The sequence below is a fragment of the Rhodoferax sp. genome, from assembly GCF_018780565.1.
GTDB lineage: Bacteria > Pseudomonadota > Gammaproteobacteria > Burkholderiales > Burkholderiaceae_C > Rhodoferax.
The window spans coordinates 65,025-82,399 of sequence record NZ_JADMJN010000009.1; the positions used below are offsets into that span (position 1 = coordinate 65,025).

General features: G+C 61.5%; 18 protein-coding genes. 13 read left to right on the plus strand and 5 right to left on the minus strand.

The window, feature by feature from the left end:
- The 3 genes from IV109_RS13495 to IV109_RS13505 form a co-directional block, all read right to left on the minus strand.
- The gene (locus tag IV109_RS13495; protein ID WP_296697276.1) at positions 1–1,179 is read right to left on the minus strand and encodes a DUF3089 domain-containing protein; all 1,179 of its coding nucleotides are present in this window, start codon (positions 1,177–1,179) and stop codon (positions 1–3) included.
- Positions 1,180–1,288: 109 nt separating this feature from the next.
- Positions 1,289–1,819, minus strand: coding sequence for an ACT domain-containing protein (locus IV109_RS13500; protein ID WP_296697278.1), 531 nt, complete (start codon positions 1,817–1,819; stop codon positions 1,289–1,291).
- 52 nt (positions 1,820–1,871) lie between these two features.
- Positions 1,872–2,786 (minus strand): SDR family NAD(P)-dependent oxidoreductase, encoded by a 915-nt coding sequence (locus IV109_RS13505; protein WP_296697279.1) that lies wholly within the window; start codon positions 2,784–2,786, stop codon positions 1,872–1,874.
- A 109-nt stretch (positions 2,787–2,895) separates the two neighbouring features.
- Here IV109_RS13505 and IV109_RS13510 point away from each other — a divergent pair, with 109 nt between their 5' ends.
- The gene (locus IV109_RS13510; RefSeq protein ID WP_296697280.1) at positions 2,896–3,771 is read left to right on the plus strand and encodes an NUDIX hydrolase; all 876 of its coding nucleotides are present in this window, start codon (positions 2,896–2,898) and stop codon (positions 3,769–3,771) included.
- A 12-nt stretch (positions 3,772–3,783) separates the two neighbouring features.
- On the opposite strand, the gene IV109_RS13515 is transcribed toward IV109_RS13510, so the two are convergent.
- Entirely contained in the window at positions 3,784–5,004 is a 1,221-nt protein-coding gene (locus IV109_RS13515; protein WP_296697282.1) for a 6-phosphofructokinase, read from the minus strand.
- Positions 5,005–5,288: 284 nt separating this feature from the next.
- Between IV109_RS13515 and paaI the strand changes: the two genes are divergently transcribed.
- The 12 genes from paaI to IV109_RS13575 are packed head-to-tail and all read left to right on the plus strand — an operon-like array spanning position 5,289 to position 16,326.
- On the plus strand, positions 5,289–5,747 hold the full coding sequence (paaI, locus tag IV109_RS13520) for a hydroxyphenylacetyl-CoA thioesterase PaaI (RefSeq protein WP_296697284.1): 459 nt from the start codon (positions 5,289–5,291) through the stop codon (positions 5,745–5,747).
- Between the two features lie 23 nt (positions 5,748–5,770).
- Complete coding sequence (gene paaK, locus IV109_RS13525; RefSeq protein ID WP_296697287.1) at positions 5,771–7,075, plus strand: phenylacetate--CoA ligase PaaK; 1,305 nt, start codon at positions 5,771–5,773, stop codon at positions 7,073–7,075.
- A 42-nt stretch (positions 7,076–7,117) separates the two neighbouring features.
- Positions 7,118–8,137: a 1,2-phenylacetyl-CoA epoxidase subunit PaaA gene (gene paaA / locus IV109_RS13530; protein ID WP_296697289.1), complete on the plus strand. Its 1,020-nt coding sequence runs from the start codon at positions 7,118–7,120 to the stop codon at positions 8,135–8,137.
- A 28-nt stretch (positions 8,138–8,165) separates the two neighbouring features.
- On the plus strand, positions 8,166–8,468 hold the full coding sequence (gene paaB, locus IV109_RS13535) for a 1,2-phenylacetyl-CoA epoxidase subunit PaaB (protein ID WP_296697291.1): 303 nt from the start codon (positions 8,166–8,168) through the stop codon (positions 8,466–8,468).
- 17 nt (positions 8,469–8,485) lie between these two features.
- Positions 8,486–9,286 (plus strand): 1,2-phenylacetyl-CoA epoxidase subunit PaaC, encoded by an 801-nt coding sequence (paaC, locus tag IV109_RS13540; protein WP_296697293.1) that lies wholly within the window; start codon positions 8,486–8,488, stop codon positions 9,284–9,286.
- A complete protein-coding gene (gene paaD, locus IV109_RS13545) occupies positions 9,280–9,819 on the plus strand; it encodes a 1,2-phenylacetyl-CoA epoxidase subunit PaaD (RefSeq protein WP_296697465.1) in 540 nt (179 codons plus the stop codon). The genes paaC and paaD overlap by 7 nt, the downstream gene beginning before the upstream one ends.
- 16 nt (positions 9,820–9,835) lie before the next feature.
- Entirely contained in the window at positions 9,836–10,915 is a 1,080-nt protein-coding gene (gene paaE / locus IV109_RS13550) for a 1,2-phenylacetyl-CoA epoxidase subunit PaaE (protein ID WP_296697296.1), read from the plus strand.
- A gap of 15 nt (positions 10,916–10,930) precedes the next feature.
- Positions 10,931–11,599, plus strand: a complete 669-nt coding sequence (locus IV109_RS13555; protein WP_296697298.1) for a TetR/AcrR family transcriptional regulator — start codon at positions 10,931–10,933, stop codon at positions 11,597–11,599.
- Entirely contained in the window at positions 11,596–12,741 is a 1,146-nt protein-coding gene (locus IV109_RS13560; RefSeq protein WP_296697301.1) for an ABC transporter substrate-binding protein, read from the plus strand. Before IV109_RS13555 ends, IV109_RS13560 begins: the two co-directional genes overlap by 4 nt.
- Positions 12,741–13,769, plus strand: coding sequence for a branched-chain amino acid ABC transporter permease (locus tag IV109_RS13565; protein ID WP_296697304.1), 1,029 nt, complete (start codon positions 12,741–12,743; stop codon positions 13,767–13,769). The genes IV109_RS13560 and IV109_RS13565 overlap by 1 nt, the downstream gene beginning before the upstream one ends.
- Positions 13,766–15,586: a branched-chain amino acid ABC transporter ATP-binding protein/permease gene (locus IV109_RS13570; protein ID WP_296697306.1), complete on the plus strand. Its 1,821-nt coding sequence runs from the start codon at positions 13,766–13,768 to the stop codon at positions 15,584–15,586. The genes IV109_RS13565 and IV109_RS13570 overlap by 4 nt, the downstream gene beginning before the upstream one ends.
- Positions 15,583–16,326: an ABC transporter ATP-binding protein gene (locus IV109_RS13575; protein WP_296697309.1), complete on the plus strand. Its 744-nt coding sequence runs from the start codon at positions 15,583–15,585 to the stop codon at positions 16,324–16,326. The genes IV109_RS13570 and IV109_RS13575 overlap by 4 nt, the downstream gene beginning before the upstream one ends.
- Here the strand turns inward: IV109_RS13575 and IV109_RS13580 are convergent.
- Positions 16,287–17,276 carry a tRNA-dihydrouridine synthase gene (locus tag IV109_RS13580; protein WP_296697313.1) on the minus strand — a complete coding sequence of 330 codons (990 nt, stop codon included), beginning with the start codon at positions 17,274–17,276 and terminating at the stop codon, positions 16,287–16,289. The genes IV109_RS13575 and IV109_RS13580 overlap by 40 nt on opposite strands.
- Positions 17,277–17,375 lie beyond the last annotated feature (99 nt).

A 17,375-nucleotide genomic window follows, 5' to 3' on the forward strand; every position in this document is an offset into this window, starting at 1 on the left:
TTATTTGCTTTTCGAAGCGGTCGCCAGATATGCTGCCGACTGCTTTTGAACAATATCCATCAAATTGCCTGCGACGAGATTGATATCGACCAGGTGAAGTCCCCAGTCATCCAGGGCTTTGCCATTGACCAGAATGTCGCCGGGAAAGTCATTGGGCCGTTGTGCCATGGACGCAGGCTGACTTGCCACCGACAGATACGATGCGCCCTCTGCATTGACACATTTCGCACTCAACAAACCGGGCAGCGCGGCAAAAGGTGTATCCGTCCTGGCAGCCATTGCCAGCCAATCTGCTTGGGCTGTACGCACCCCAAGCAGATTGCTCCTGATGGGCAGATAACTTTTGACTTCTGATCCACTGAGTGCTACCGGGTCGACACATGCCACATCCATCCCCGGAGTTTTGGTCCGGCCGAACCGTGTGTTGGCCGGGGGAGGCACTGTTGAGCGGAACGTGACGTACGAGATCACACACCCTGTTTGAGATGCCGTTTTGCACAGCGGCACTTTTTTGAAGGTTCCACCAATATCCTGACCACTGGGAACGTCCATATTGAATCCGGGCAACAAGGCTGATACCAGCAAGGACTGTGCTGGGGAACCTTCGATTTCCCTCTGCAGCAACTGTGCGAGCATGCGTGCCCCTTGTGAATGCCCGATCAACACAACACCGCGCCCCTGATTCTCAAACTTCAGATAGTGCCGCCACGCTGCAAGCACATCCGCATACCCCAGTCCCGGGTCGATCGGCATGGGGTTGCCCGACATCACGCTACGCAAACCGGCCAGGGTGACTTGTCGGTACATCGGTGCAAAGGGTCTGCATACCGAGGCGAACAAGGAAAACTGATGCTCAACGGCTCGCTTCTCGCCTGGACCAGGCACCCAGCCACTGTTGCCACCGGGGTCTTCCGAGATGGTTGGATAGACATAGAAACAGTCGACGGGGGCCAAGGGGTTGGGTTTCCAGGCCTCCACCGTACCCGTTCCGTTTTCCGAAAGCCGGGTGATGCCGTTGCCGCTGGCGCACAGGTCCTGTCGCCCCGGTTTGCACAGCCAGGCTTCTTCGGAGGTGTATGCCTCTGCAGCCGACCCCTGTGCGGCACACAGCGTAGCAAAACCCGGCACAGTCATCACAGCCAGAAGTGTTGCGCGCAAAAATTGGGACAGAGTTCGCATAACCAATTTCCATTCAGTTGAAAGTTGGAAATGTAGCTGCTGCTGCCGCACCTGCATTGATGCGAATCAATTTACGGCGAGCGCAAGCAGCAAAGTCCGGTTGGCAGAATCAGCGCAGTGATTCTTCCAGATCAATGTCCACCGTCAGCGCATTCGCCACTGCATCAAGCTGATCATTGAGCTCCGCCATATCCAGGGTTCGCGGTACCTGGATGCTGGCGACGGCTTCGAACATGGGCGCGCCGCTCATCGGCGCGCTGCTGATGGTGGTGTCCATTTCGCGCACATTGATGTGACGCGCCGCCAAGGCCATCGCCACCTCACGCACGATGCCGGGGCGGTCGTTGCCAATGATGCTCAGGCGCAGATTGCGGCAGTCCTCCTTGTCGGCGCCACGCGGCTCGGCTACCGCCACGACAATGGTCAAGTCCTTGCCCGAGAGCGCCGTCAAGGCGGCCCGCAAAGCGGGCTGCTGTGCTTCGCTCACGGCCACCTGAACGATGCCGGCAAACTGACCGGCCAACTCACTCATGCGGCTTTCCAGCCAGTTGCCGCCGTGCTTGCTCACAGTCTGCGCCAGTTGCTCCACCAGCCCCGGCTTGTCCGCGCCGACAAAGGTAAACACCATGGTTGTTGTCATGTCAAAACTCCTTGTAGGTCATTGGATGGGTGGAACACGGCGCTGCACGCAATTACTTGCGTGCCAGGTTTTCCATGGCCTTGGTGACTTCATTGCTGCCCTGGGCCGAGCCGCTTTGCGGCACTTGATCGCCCGTGCGATCCGTCACCTCGGCCAGACGCTCCGCCAGGCGCTCGGGTGTCTGCGCATCGTTGCCCAGCCAGACGCCCTGTGTCATGGTGATGTGCGCTGCCTCAAAGGTGCCGGCACCCGCCAACAATATGGTACGTGTCGGCGCATCCTGCGCGGCCAGCACCAGCATGGCGGGAACCACGGCTTCGGGCTTGAGCGCAGCCAGCACGGCCTCGGGCATCAGGCCCTCGGTCATGCGGGTCGCAGCCGTGGGGGCCAGGCAGTTGACGCGGATGTCGTTCTTGGCACCTTCCAGCGCCAGGGTTTGCATCAGCCCCACCAGCGCCATCTTGGCCGCGCCGTAGTTGGACTGACCGAAGTTGCCGTACAGACCGCTTGACGATGTGGTCATCACAATGCGGCCGTACTTCTGCTCGTTCATGAGGGCCCACACCGCCTTGGTGCAGTTCACGGCGCCCATCAGGTGTACGTCCACCACCAGTTCAAAGTCGGCCAGTTCCATCTTGGCAAAGCTCTTGTCACGCAAAATGCCGGCGTTGTTCACCAGAATGTCAACGCGACCCCAGGCGGCAACAGCCTGCTGCACCATGGCCTGCACCGCTGCAAAGTCCGTCACCGAGGCGCCATTGGCAATAGCCTCGCCACCCGCGGCCCTGATTTCAGCCACCACGGCTTCAGCCGCAGTTGCCGAGCCACCAGAGCCGTCGCGTGCGCCGCCCAGGTCGTTCACCAGCACCTTGGCACCGCGCGCTGCCAGCGCCAGAGCGTGTTCGCGGCCCAAACCGCCGCCAGCGCCGGTCACGATGGCCACACGGCCTTTGAAATCGATAGTCATGTTTTTTTCCTGAAATGTTGGAGACAAATTGAACGCCGATACTCTGATAGTCTCAGCCAGCCAACCCTGTACTTTAATTCACTGCGCAAGGCACCTCTGAAAGTCGACCATGGAACTGCATTCTGAAGTCATCACCACACCGCCACGCCCCGCCGCCACCGTGGTGATGCTGCGCAACAGCGCCCACGGCATGGAAGTTTTTCTGCTCAAGCGGCATGGCCTGTCCGATGTGCTGGGCGGAGCCTACGTGTTTCCCGGCGGGAAAGTGGACGCGGGCGACGCCCAGCTGGACATGGACACCCACATCGACCTACCCCTGGACACACTGCACGCCACCCTGAATGAGCCCGACATTGCCCCGCTGACCGCAGCCGGCCTCTATGTGGCGGCCTTGCGCGAGGCATTTGAAGAATCAGGCATTCTGTTTGCCCAGGGTGCCTCGGCCGAGCATGCAGCGCGGGCCACTGCGCTGCTGCGCGAAGGACATCAGTTTGACGAAATGCTGGCGCTGATGGGCCTGCGCCTGCAAACCAGCAGCGTGCTGCCCTGGTCGCGCTGGATCACACCCAAGATGTCGGCAGTGATGAACAAGCGCTTTGACACCCGCTTCTTTGTCTCGGCCGTGCCATCCGACCAGATTGCCCGCCACGACAACCATGAGGCCACCGAGAGCGTGTGGCTCTCCCCGCGCACCGCACTACAGCAGTACTGGGAAGGCCAGATCGAACTGGCGCCGCCGCAAATCATGAGCCTGGCGCATCTGGCACGCCACGGCAGTGTGAGCAGCGTGCTGGAGGCCGCACGCAGCCGCTTGCCTCCCGTGATTCAACCCGAGTCGTTCGAGCAGGAAGGCACCCGCGTCATCTGCTATCCGGGCGACGAGCGCCATTCGGTTCGCACACAAGCGCTGCCGGGCCCTACCCGGCTGATCTACCGCAATAAACGCTTTGAGCCGATGAGCGGCTTCGAGGGCTTGTTTGCCTGAAACGCCAGCGCATCAGCGAGCGGGGTGCAACACCTTGGCCACCGGGTTGTGGCGCAGCCGAAACGCATCCGGCAGGCCCGAGCCCAGCAGCGGACGCAGGTACAGCCGAAACGCATCGGTGACATCGCTGCCGTTGGCGGCAATAAATTCATCTTCCATCACCCGCGTCTTGCCGGCCACGGCGCTCAGCGGCAGCAGCTCGTAGTCCACTGAATAAAAGCCGGTGCGCTTGATTGCCACCGAGCCATCCTGCGTGCCCCACATCGCAAACTGCACCGCCTTCTCACCCACCTCACGCGCCTCGCGCTGGTCCACATCCGACACACAGCCGATGAAAGAGCGCTGCAGGTAGCCAAAGGTGTCACCCCGCACCCGCTTGATCTTGAGCTTGGACTTGATCTCTTCGCACAGCAAATCGGCCAGCGCACCATTGCCCGAGAGCTGCACATTGCCGTGGGCATCGTGCTCCAGGTCCTTGGCCAGCAGGGTCGCAATCGGCGCACCGGACGCATCGTGGATGCCCTCGGACACGGCAATCACACAGCGGCCATAGCGCTCGTAGGTCTGCTTCACATCGGCCAGAAACTGTTCCAGCACAAAGGTGCGCTCGGGCAGGTAAATCAGGTGCGGGCCATCGTCGGGAAATTTCTTGCCCAGGGCCGATGCCGCTGTCAGAAAGCCGGCATGGCGCCCCATCACCACCCCTACATACACACCCGGTAGCGCCGCATTGTCCAGGTTGGCCCCGGCAAAGGCCTGCGCCACAAAGCGCGCCGCCGATGGGAAGCCGGGCGTGTGGTCGTTGCCCACCAGATCGTTGTCAATCGTCTTCGGAATGTGCAGGCAGCGCAACGGGTAGCCGGCCTTGCGGGCCTCTTCGCTGACGATCAGCACCGTGTCGGACGAGTCGTTACCGCCGATATAGAAAAAGTGCTCGATCTGGTGCGCCTGCAGCACCTTGAAAATCTCCTGGCAATACGCCAGATCCGGCTTGTCGCGCGTGGAGCCCAGAGCCGATGACGGCGTGTTGGCCACCAGCTCCAGGTTGTGCCGCGTCTCCTGCGTGAGGTCCACAAAGTCTTCGTCCACAATGCCCCGCACCCCGTGGCGCGCGCCGTAGATGCGCTCAATCCCACTAAAACGACGCGCCTCAAGCGCCACACCCACCAACGACTGGTTGATCACGGCGGTGGGGCCACCGCCCTGGGCTACAAGTATTTTTCCGGATGGCATGAGGGCATTCCTTCAAGATTGGTATTCAGATTTTTAACTGTACGCCATTGGGCAAGCAAGCCCAAAGTCATCATTTGGTACAGAGTTCTACGTGCGATAACTTCGTTTTACCCACCTGACCCCAAAGCCGATTTGCGGGTTGCGCGCCAACAGGCATCAGGGTCTCTACTAAGTGGACATGACCTGGATCAGGATATGATCGGTTTATATTTATTACCGACCGGTCGGTAATAAATGTTTGTTTTGGATCAATACCCTGATAGTGCTGAATCGCTAGGCCACCCATGACTGAACCCAGCTTGAACCCCCAACAAATTGCCGAGGCTGTGGCCGTCGGCATGATGGCCAATGACCGGGCCTCGCGTGGGCTGGGCCTGAAGGTGACTCACATCGGCCCGGGCACGGCACAGCTTGAAATGACAGTGCGCGACGACATGCTCAACGGCTTTGACATTTGCCACGGCGGCTACATCACGCTGCTGGCAGACTCCACATTTGCGTTTGCCTGCAATTCCTATAACGAGCTGACCGTGGCCTCCTCGCTGGCGGTGGATTTCATCGCGCCGGGGCGCGGTGGCGATGTGCTGACCGCGCGCGCCACCGAGATCAGCCTGAGCGGGCGCACTGGCGTCTATGACGTGGAGGTGAGCAACCAGACCGGGGCGCGCATCGCCGTGTTCCGTGGCCGCTCCTACCGAATGAAGGGCAAGCCCGTGATCACCCTCCCAGCAGCTGCGAACTAAGCCCCGGACCCAAAGGACACACCATGCCAGTGAAGACTCCCGCACCAGGCGATCTGGAACCGATTGAGAGGGCCAGCAAGGACGAACTACAGGCGCTGCAGACCGAGCGCCTGAAGAAGACTTTGCAACACGCCTATGACAACGTGCCGCACTACCGCCAGGCCTTCGATGCCAAGGGCGTGCACCCCAGCGATCTCAAGACGCTGGCGGATCTGGTCAAGTTCCCCTTCACCACCAAACAGGACTTGCGGGCCAACTACCCGTTTGGCATGTTTGCCGTGCCCAAAAATCGGGTGGCCCGCATTCACGCCTCGTCCGGCACCACCGGCAAACCCACCGTGGTGGGCTACACCGCCAAGGACATCGACAACTGGGCCGATCTGGTGGCGCGCTCCATTCGCGCCGCTGGTGGACGCCCGGGTGACATGATTCACGTGGCCTACGGCTATGGCCTGTTTACCGGTGGCCTGGGTGCGCACTACGGCGCCGAGCGCGCGGGCTGCACGGTGATCCCGATGTCGGGTGGGCAAACCGAGAAGCAGGTGCAACTGATTCAGGACTTCAAGCCCGACATCATCATGGTCACACCCAGTTACATGCAGGTGGTGATTGAGGAATTTGTGCGGCAGGGGCTGGACCCCAAGGCCTCCAGCCTCAAGGTCGGCATCTTTGGTGCCGAGCCCTGGACCGAGGCCTTGCGCCGCGAGATCGAAACCAATGCCGGCCTGGACGCGGTGGATATTTATGGCCTGTCGGAAGTGATGGGGCCGGGCGTGGCCAGCGAGTGCATCGAGAGCAAGGATGGCCCGGTGATCTGGGAAGACCATTTTTACCCCGAAGTGATCGACCCCGAGACCGGTGAGGTGCTGCCCGATGGCGAAGAAGGCGAACTGGTTTTTACCTCCCTCACGAAAGAAGCGCTGCCGGTGATCCGCTACCGCACGCGTGACCTGACCCGGCTGCTGCCCCCCACTTCGCGCAGCATGCGCCGCATGGGCAAGATCGTGGGCCGCAGCGACGACATGCTGATCATCCGTGGCGTCAATGTATTCCCCACACAAATTGAAGAGATCGTGCTCAAGCACGGCCAGTTGTCAGGCCAGTACCAGCTGGTGGTAACACGGGACGACAGTCTGGATGCCGTGGCCGTGCGCTGCGAGCTATTGCCTTCCGCCACCGTCAGTGCGTCAGAAGCAGGCGACTGGGTGCGGGCACGCATCAAGGCCTTTGTGGGCATCAGCACCCAGGTCACGGTGGGTGCGCCGGACAGTATCGAGCGCACGCTGGTGGGCAAAGCCCGGCGCGTGGTTGACCTGCGCAAGAAGTAAGCAAGGCGATCCATCGCATCAACGTTTTCACAGGAGCTGCACATGTACACGCAATCAATGGACAACATGAGCCCGGAAGAACTCAAGGAACAGGCCGCTGCCAAACAGAAGCTGCGCAGCGCAGAAGACATGCAGGCCGAGGCGGCTTTTGAGGCGCGCATTGATGCAGGCGACTTCATCGAAGCCAAGGACTGGATGCCCGAGCATTACCGCAAGACGCTGGTGCGCCAGATCAGCCAGCACGCGCACTCCGAGATCGTGGGCATGCTGCCCGAGGGCAACTGGATCAGCCGCGCGCCCACACTCAAGCGCAAGGCGATTTTGCTGGCCAAGATACAGGACGAAGGCGGCCACGGCTTGTACCTGTACGCAGCCGCCGAGACCCTGGGCACCTCACGCGATCAGCTTCTGGACGCGCTGCACATCGGCCGCGCCAAATACAGCTCCATCTTCAACTACCCCACGCTGAACTGGGCCGACATGGGCATGATTGGCTGGCTGGTGGACGGTGCCGCCATCATGAACCAAGTGCCGCTGTGCCGCTGCTCCTTTGCGCCCTATGCGCGCGCCATGATTCGCATTTGCCGCGAAGAGTCTTTTCACCAGCGCCAAGGGTATGAAGCGCTGCTGACCATGATGAAGGGCACACAGGCCCAACGCGACATGGTGCAGGACTCGGTGAACCGCTGGTGGTGGCCGGCCCTGATGATGTTCGGCCCACCGGACGCCGAGTCGCCCAACAGTGCGCAATCCATGCGCTGGGGTATCAAGCGCATCAGCAATGACGAACTGCGCCAGAAGTTCATTGACGCCACGGTGGAGCAAGCCAAGGTGCTGGGTGTGACCCTGCCCGACCCGGCGCTGCGCTGGAATGAAGAACGCCAGCACTACGACGTGGGCCCCATCGACTGGACCGAATTCTGGCGTGTGGTGGGCGGCGACGGGCCGTGCAACCGCGAACGTCTCGCTGCCAGGGTAGACGCCTGGGAAGACGGCGCCTGGGTACGCGAAGCGGCCATGGCCCATGCCACCAAGCATGCCGTGCAAGCCAAAGCGGCTTGAGCCTTTCACTATTTCAAAAGGATTCAACATGAGCACCACCCATACAAGCACTGGCGAATGGCCCCTGTGGGAAGTTTTTGTTCGCAGCAAAGCGGGCCTGGACCACAAACATTGCGGCAGCCTGCACGCCAGCGACGCCACCATGGCCATCCAGTTGGCCCGCGACGTCTACACCCGCCGCCAGGAAGGCGTGAGCATCTGGGTAGTTCGCTCGGAGCAGATCGTGGCCTCCGACCCGGGCCAGAAAAGCAGCTTCTTCGACCCCATGGAAGACAAGGTGTATCGCCATCCCACCTTCTACGAGCTGCCCAAAGCCGTAGACCACATGTGATTGAGGGGAATCGTTTCATGCAAGCATCGATCGCGATCTCAAGCGCCCCGAACGTCCAGTATGTGCTGCGCCTGGCCGACAGCTGCCTGATCCTGGCGCAGCGTCTGGGCGAATGGTGCGGCCACGCCCCCGCGCTGGAAGAAGACATTGCGCTGACCAACATGGCGCTGGACCTGATTGGCCAATCACGCGCCCTGTTCACGCGGGCTGGCCAGCTGGAGGGCCAGGGCCGGGACGAAGACCAACTGGCTTTTCTGCGCGACGAGCGCGACTACCTCAACCTGACCCTGGTGGAGTTGCCCAATTCCCTGCGCGGTGCGCGCACCGGCCGGGGCGACTTTGCCTTCACGGTACTGCGCAATTTGGTGATGGCCACGCTACTGAAACAGCTGTGGCAGCGCCTGCTGAGCTCCAGCGATGCGGAGCTGGCAGCCATCGCGGGCAAGGCCCTCAAGGAATCGCGCTACCACCAGCAGCACGCGGCCGACTGGGTGGTGCGCCTGGGTGATGGCACCGAGGAGTCGAGCCGTCGCATGCAGGATGCGCTGAACCTGATGTGGCCCTATGTGGCGGAAATGTTCGAGAACGATGCCGTGGACGATGCAGCGGTCGCCAGCGGCCTGGGGCCACGCTGGGCCGATGTGCAGGAAGACTGGCTGAGCGAGGTGAACAGCGTTATGACCAGCGCTGGGCTGGCGATCCCTAAGCCCAGCGCTTTTCGCAGCACGGGCAAGATTGGCCGCCACAGCGAACACATGGGCTTCATTCTGGCCGAGATGCAACACCTGCAGCGCGCCTATCCGGGCGGTGTCTGGTGAGCGAAACCCCCGTCGCGCCAGCAACGGCATCGGCAGCGCGTCTGGCGCAAGCCTGGGCTGTGTTGCAAACCGTGCTCGACCCGGAAGTACCGGTGGTGTCGGTGTGCGAGTTGGGCATCGTGCGCGATGTGCAGTTGCAGGGCGACGGCGTGCATGTGGTGCTGACGCCCACTTATTCAGGCTGCCCAGCTACTGAGCTGATTGAATCGAACGTGGTGGCCGCGCTCGTGGCTGCCGGCTTGGGGCCAGTGAACGTGGCCTTGCAGCGTGCGCCCGCCTGGACCACCGACTGGATCAGTGCAGAAGGCAAGACCAAACTGCGCAACTACGGCATTGCCCCACCCGGGCCTGCAGGCCAGAACGAAGCCGTGGTGATGCAGTTCATGCCACGGCAAAAAGCCCCGGCGCTGGACTGCCCGCGCTGCGGCAGCAGCAACACCGAACGCCTATCGGCCTTCGGCTCCACCGCATGCAAGGCGCTGCACCGCTGCCTGGCCTGCAAAGAGCCGTTTGAGCATTTCAAGCCCCTATGAAACGAAAGACCTGGCCATGAGCACGCATTTTCATTCCCTGCGGGTCAAGCAGGTAGAAGCCGATACCGATGAGGCGGTCATTGTTTCTTTTGACGTCCCCGATACGTTGAAAGATCAATACCGCTTTACACAAGGTCAGCACCTGACCTTGCGCAGCCAGATCGGTGGCACGGAACAGCGCCGCTCCTACTCCATTTGCTCCGGCGTCGATGACGATGCCCTGCGCATCGGCGTGCGCAAGGTGCCTGGCGGGCTGGTGTCCAATTGGATCAATGAGCAACTGCACGCGGGTGACACGATTGACGTCTTGCCACCTGAAGGGCGCTTCTTTGTCCCGGTGGATGCACAGGCTGCTCGACACTACCTGGGCATTGCGGGCGGCAGCGGCATCACCCCCATTCTGTCGATCATGAAGACGGTGCTGGCGCGCGAGCCCTTGTCGCGCTTCACGCTGATCTATGGCAATCGCCGCCAGAAGTCCACCATGTTCAAGGAAGAAATCGAAGACCTCAAGAACCGCTACCTCACGCGGCTGGAGTTGCACCTGGTGTTCTCGCAGGAACTCATGGACACGCCCCTCAACAGTGGTCGCCTGAGCCAGCAGAAGCTTGCCGAATTCCTGGGCCCCGTGGTGCAACCCCAGCACATCGATCAGGTGTTTGTGTGTGGCCCCCACGGTTTCAACGACGAAGCGGATGCTGCCTTGCGCGCGGCAGGCATTGCCCAGGAGCGCATCCACATCGAGCGCTTTGGTGTGCCTGTCAACGTCGATGGCAAGGCGCCGGTGCAGACGGTGTTGGCCGGTGATGCGCCCCAAGCCAAGGTGCTGATCATTCGCGATGGTCTGAGCCGTGAAATTGATTTCCGGACCGACCAGGGCAATATCCTGGACGCCGCCGCACAGGCGGGACTGGAAGTGCCCTACTCCTGCAAATCGGGTGTGTGTTGCACCTGCCGGGCCAAGCTGATCGAAGGCAAGGTGCGCATGGAGCGCAACTTTGCATTGGAAGCGCACGAGGTGGCAGCAGGCTATGTATTGACCTGCCAGTCCCATCCGCTGACCGAGCGCGTGGTCATTTCCTTTGACGAACGCTGAAGAGGTCAAGAAACGATGGCACGCGGACGCGCCCCCGGTTATGACACCCAGCGAGAAGACATTCTGGCGCGGGCGGCCGAGCTGTTTGCCACCCAGGGCTACCCCGGCACTTCCATGAACGAGGTGGCTAAAGCCTGCGGTGTATCCAAGCCCGCGCTGTACCACTATGTGCGCGACAAATCGCAGCTGCTGGCAGAAATCGCCACCAGCCACGTGACACGCCTGCAGACGGTGGTGAATGAAGTCACCGCATTGCAACTAAAACCCGAAGCCTGCCTGCGCCAGCTGATTGAGCGCTTCGTCGAGGAATACGCCGGAGCACGCCACGCACACCGGGTCTTGACCGAGGACGTGAAGTTTCTCGATCCTCAGGACCAGACCCGGGTCTTGTCGGTGCAGCGCAAAGTGGTCACGGCCTTTGCCCAGGCCGTAGCCCAGGCGCGGCCCGAGCTGGTGGAGGCCAGCCTGAACAAGCCACTGGCCATGCTGCTGTTCGGCATGATGAACTGGATGTTTACCTGGCTGCAGCCTGCGGGTAAGCTATCGCACGCCGAGATGGCCCCCGTCGTGGCCGACTTGTTTCTGGGTGGACTGGGTGCCGTGCGGCTTGACCCGGTATCACCGCCCCCAACCCGCCGCACGCGACCTGCTACCAAAACTTTATCAACAGGAGACAAAAAATGAGCTTCAAGAAAACCTTAACCCTGGTCGCCGCACTGGTGGCCGCCATGGTGGCCCATGCCGATATCAACATCGGCGTCACCGTATCAGCCACAGGCCCCGCCGCCTCACTGGGCATTCCGGAAAAGAACACCATTTCGTTGATGCCGACCAGCATTGGCGGCCAAAAGGTCAACTACATCGTGCTCGACGATGCATCGGACACCACCGCCGCCGTGACCAACACGCGCAAGTTGATCAACGAGCATAAAGTGGATGTGTTGCTGGGCTCCACCATCACACCCAACTCACTGGCCATGATCGACATTGCCGCCGAGTCGCAGACACCCATGGTGTCGATGGCCGCGTCGGCCCGCATTGTGGAACCCCAGGATGCCAAGAAGCGCTGGGTCTTCAAGACACCGCAAAACGACATCATGATGTCACTGGCGATCGTTGCCCACATGGCCGGCAATGGCGTGAAAACCGTCGGTTTCATCGGTTTTTCTGACGCGTACGGCGAAGGCTGGCACCAAGAGTTCAGCAAGATTGCCGCGCTGAAGAATATTCAGATCGTTGCCAATGAGCGCTACAACCGCACCGACACCTCGGTCACAGGCCAAGTGCTCAAAATCGTTTCCGCCAAGCCCGATGCAGTGCTGATTGCAGGCTCGGGCACCCCTGCAGTGCTGCCGCAGCGCGCACTCAAGGAGCGCGGCTACAACGGCAAGTTCTACCAGACCCATGGCGTCGCCAACAATGACTTCCTGCGCGTGGGCGGCAAGGACGTGGAAGGCACCTTCCTGCCTGCCGGCCCGGTCCTGGTAGCCGCGCAACTGCCAGCGAATCATCCGCTCAAGAAATCTGCTCAAGCCTACATCAGCAAGTATGAGGCTGCCTATGGTGCTGGCTCGGTCTCGACCTTTGGCGCACATGCCTGGGATGCTGGCAAGCTGATGGAAGCCGCTGCAACGGCAGCACTCAAGAAGGCCAAGCCTGGCACAGTGGAATTCCGCGTTGCACTGCGTGATGCCCTGGAATCGGTCAAGGAGCTGGCTGGCGCGCATGGTGTCTTCAACATGTCGGCTACCGACCACCTGGGCCTGGACCAGCGCGCACGCGTGATGGTCAAGATTGAAGGTGGCACCTGGAAGTACCAGCCCTGATGGACCTGCAAATCGCCCTGTTGCTGGCTCAGGACGGCATCGTTAACGGTGCCGTCTATGCCCTGATGGCGCTGGCCCTGGTGCTGGTATTTTCTGTCACCCGGGTCATCTTCATCCCGCAGGGCGAATTTGTCGCTTTTGGCGCATTGACCATGGCCACGCTGCAAGCCGGGCGCGCACCCGGCACCCTGTGGCTGTTGCTGGCTCTGGCGGCGCTCACGCTGCTGGTGGAAGCTGTGCGCCACCAACGCGGCATTGCCGTGGACTGGAAGTCGACCGCCGTATGGGCTGTCGTGCTGCCGGCCTTGGCCGCCCTCACAACCCTGGTCCTGGCGCCCGCCTCATTGATGGGCCAGGCCTTCGCTACTTTGCTGGTCATTACCCCTTTGGGCCCCCTGCTGTACCGCATGGCCTACCGGCCTCTGGCGCATGCCACAGTGCTGACGCTGCTGATCGTGTCAGTCGCCCTGCATGGTGTACTGGTCGGTCTGGGCCTGCTTTTTTTTGGTGCCGAGGGTTCACGCACACCCGCATTTTCCGAGCTTCGCCTGGATCTGGGCGGCATTCCGGTCAGCGGTCAGTCGCTCGTGGTGATGGGGGTCGCCAGCGTGCTGGTGACCTTGATGTTCCTGTTCTTTGAGCGGTCCATCGTCGGCAAGGCGCTGCGCGCCACCGCCATGAACCGGGTGGGCGCCCGCTTGATGGGCATCCCCACTGAACTGTCAGGCGACCTGAGCTTTGCACTGGCCGCGTTGATTGGCGGGGTGTCAGGGCTGTTGATCGCACCACTGACCACCGTGTATTACGACACCGGTTTTCTGATCGGTCTCAAAGGCTTTGTCGCCGCCATCATTGGCGGCCTGGCCAGCTACCCGCTGGCGCTTGCCGGCGCCTTGCTGGTGGGGCTGCTGGAATCCTTTTCATCATTTTGGGCCAGTGCCTTCAAGGAAGTCATCGTGTTTACCCTGATCATTCCCGTGCTGTGGTGGCGTTCGCTCAACAGCCGCCATGTCGAGGACGAAGAATGACCCGGCGCCATCTGACAATTGTGGCCGTGGTGCTGCTGCTTGGCGCCTGGGGCTTTCTTCCTGAGTTCACCATCACCATGCTGAACTACATCGGCCTGTATGCGCTGGTGGCGCTGGGTCTGGTGTTGCTCACGGGTGTGGGGGGCATGACCTCCTTTGGCCAGGCGGCGTTCGTTGGCCTGGGCGCTTATGCCACCGCCTGGTTCTGCACGGCGCCCGCCGGCGCAGCGCTGGCAGGGCTGGCACCGGGTTCTGCCTTGCTGCCCTGGATCGGCTTGGTCGTGGGGCTTGTATTGAGCGCTGCAGTCGCCTGGTTTCTGGGTTCAGTCACGCTCAGACTGTCTGGCCACTACCTGCCTTTGGGTACCATCGCCTGGGGCCTGAGTCTGTACTTCCTGTTTGGCAATCTCGAATTTTTGGGCGGCCACACCGGCATGGCGGGTCTGCCCGCGCTGTCCGTAGGGGGGGTGACCTTGAGCTCGGTGCGCGAGCTTGGCCTGGTGACCTGGACTGTGCTGCTTTTAACTCTGTGGGCCTTGAGCAATCTGCTGGATTCGCGCGAGGGGCGTGCCATACGCTCGCTGAAAACAGGCCGCGTCATGGCCGAAAGCATGGGTGTGGATACGGCCCGTTACCGCATCAAGGTGTTTGTCCTGGCCGCCCTGCTGGCCAGTCTGTCGGGCTGGATGTACGCGCACCTGCAGCGCTTCGTTAATCCCACGCCATTCAACCTCAGCATTGGTATTGAATACCTGTTCATGGCCGTCGTGGGCGGCGCAGGCCACTTGTGGGGCGCCGTGTTGGGTGCCGCCATCATCACCCTGATGAAGCAGTACCTGCAAGACATTCTTCCCAGTCTGCTGGGTGCCAGCGGCAACTTCGAAGTGGTGGTGTTTGGCCTGCTCATGCTGTTGGTCTTGCAACGTTTCTCCGACGGTCTGTGGCCCAGTCTGGCGCTGCGGGTCAACCGCTACCTCAAACCTTCGCCTGCCGCCACGAGTCAGGCGGTGCGCAGTCTGGCCGAACGCACGCTCCCCGAAAAAGGCAGTGTGGTCCTTGCGGCAAGCGCTGTCAGCAAGAAATTCGGAGGCCTGCTGGCCAACAACAATGTGAATCTGGATGTCCGCGCCGGGGAAGTGCACGCCCTGATTGGGCCCAACGGAGCGGGGAAAAGCACTTTTTTCAACATGATCTCGGGCGTTGACGACCCCAGTTCCGGCGAAGTGAAGTTATTGGGCAAGGGCATGAACGGACAGCCATCGCGCGCCTTTGCAGCCGGCGGCTTGGGGCGCACGTTCCAGCATGTTCGATTGCTGGGCACGCGCAGTGTTCTGGACAACGTTGCCCTGGGCGCACATCAACGCGGCCACCGTGGTTGGCTCGCCTCCATGCTGAGACTGGACCGCGCCGAGGAGGCCGCCCTGATGGCCGAGGCTCGCAGGCAGATTGAACGCTGCGGTCTGGGTGCGCATTTGCACGAAGCGGCAGGCTCACTGGCGCTTGGGCAGCAACGTGTGGTGGAAATTGCCCGCGCGCTGGCCGGGCAACCCAGCGTGTTGTTGCTGGACGAGCCGGCTGCGGGTCTGCGCCATCTGGAGAAGCAGGCATTAGCCAAGCTACTGACGCAGCTGCGCGCAGAAGGGTTGGCCATTCTCGTGGTCGAACACGACATGGAGTTTGTGATGAATATTGCCGACCGCATCACGGTGCTGGAGTTTGGCCAGGTCATCGCCCATGGGTCGCCTGCCGTGGTGCAGGCCGATCCGGCCGTGCTCGCGGCCTACCTGGGTGGTGCAGAAGGAGCATTGACACCATGACGCACCCGGTACTTCAACTCAAAGGCGTCAGTGTTTGCTACGGCGTGGTCGAGGCGGTGCACCAGGTCGATCTGGTCGTGCAGCCGGGCGAGATCGTGACCGTCATCGGACCCAATGGCGCCGGAAAATCAACCCTGCTCTGCGCCGCGATGGGCTTGCTGCCAAGCACCGGTGAAGTGTGGCTCAACGGAAACCTGATTCGCCGCCCGACCGTGGAAGCACTGGTGGCCTGCGGTGTAGGCCTGGTGCCTGAAAAGCGCGAACTGTTTGGCGAAATGTCGGTGGAAGACAACCTGTTGATGGGTGGCTTTTCACGCTGGCGCAAAGGGCTGCGGGACCAGGCCGAGTGCAAAGACGAAGTGTTTGGCATCTTCCCGCGCCTTCAGGAACGTCGCGCCCAACTTGCGTCTACCCTGTCGGGTGGAGAGCGACAAATGCTGGCCATTGGGCGGGCGCTGATGGCCAGGCCCAAATTGCTGATGCTGGACGAACCATCCTTGGGATTGGCGCCGCTGATCGTGCGCGAAGTGCTTCAGGTGGTGGCCTCGCTGCGCGCACGCGGTGTCTCCGTCCTGTTGGTGGAGCAGAATGCGCGCGCGGCGCTTGCGGTTGCGGACCGCGCCTATGTGCTGGAGATGGGTAGCGTGGCACTCAGCGGGGAGTCCAGCGCTCTGGCCAATGATCCTCGCATCATTGAAACCTACCTTGGCATGGGTGGACAAAAAGCCAACGCACGCTGATCAAGTTGGGCGGCCAGCCACTGATCAATAGGCGCTGCGTCATTGATGGTCCGCAATGCCATGTAGGCCAGTTCCGCCTCGGGATAGCGGCGCCGCAGGAAGTTCAACCATTGCTTGAGCCGCCCCGCTCGCTGACGCCGCTCCAGCCGAGCACACACCAACTGCCAAAAATCGGCAATCAGGGGTAGCAAGGTCTGCCAACCCACTGGCGGGCGGCTTTCCACCCCCCCTTTGGCGGCATGAATGGCCCATGCCAGCCCCGGGTCGGTAACCATACCGCGGCCCAGCATCAGCATGTCACAACCCGAGGCCTCGCGGCAGCGCAGCGCATCCTGCACATTCCATATCTCGCCATTGGCCACCACCGGGATGCGCACTGCGGCGCGGATGTCGGCGATACGTTCCCAGTAGGCCGGGGGTCGGTAGGCATCCGCCTTGGTGCGGGCATGCACCACCAGTTCATTGGCACCTCCGGCTTCAATGGCCAGCGCACATTCGACTGCACGCGAGTCATCATGGAAGCCCAGACGCATCTTGGCTGAGACCGGCATATGCGCTGGCACGGCGCGGCGCACCGCAGACACGATGGCTGTCAGCAACTCGGGATCTTCCAGCAAAGCGGCCCCGCCACCATGACGGTTCACCACCTTGGCCGGGCAACCAAAATTGAGATCGATGCCGGCAGGCCCCAAGGCCGCCAAGACGGCTGCATTTTCGGCGAGACAAACCGGATCGGAGCCCAGCAACTGGGCTCGCACGGGCACACCGGAAAACGTCCGCCCCCCCGTCAGCAATTCGGGAACGATTCGAACGAAGGCCCGATCAGGCAGCAGTGTGTTGGTGACGCGGATGAACTCGGACACACAGCGCTCCACACCGCCGACGCGGGTCAGGATGTCGCGCAGCACGAAGTCCAGCAAGCCCTCCATGGGCGCGAGAAGAATAGTCATGGCGTTCAGAAAATCAGGTTCAAATCAGGCGAACATGACTTGGGTCAATATGGCGTACATCCACGGGTATAAGCTGTGTTTTTTGTTACTTGAAGAAAG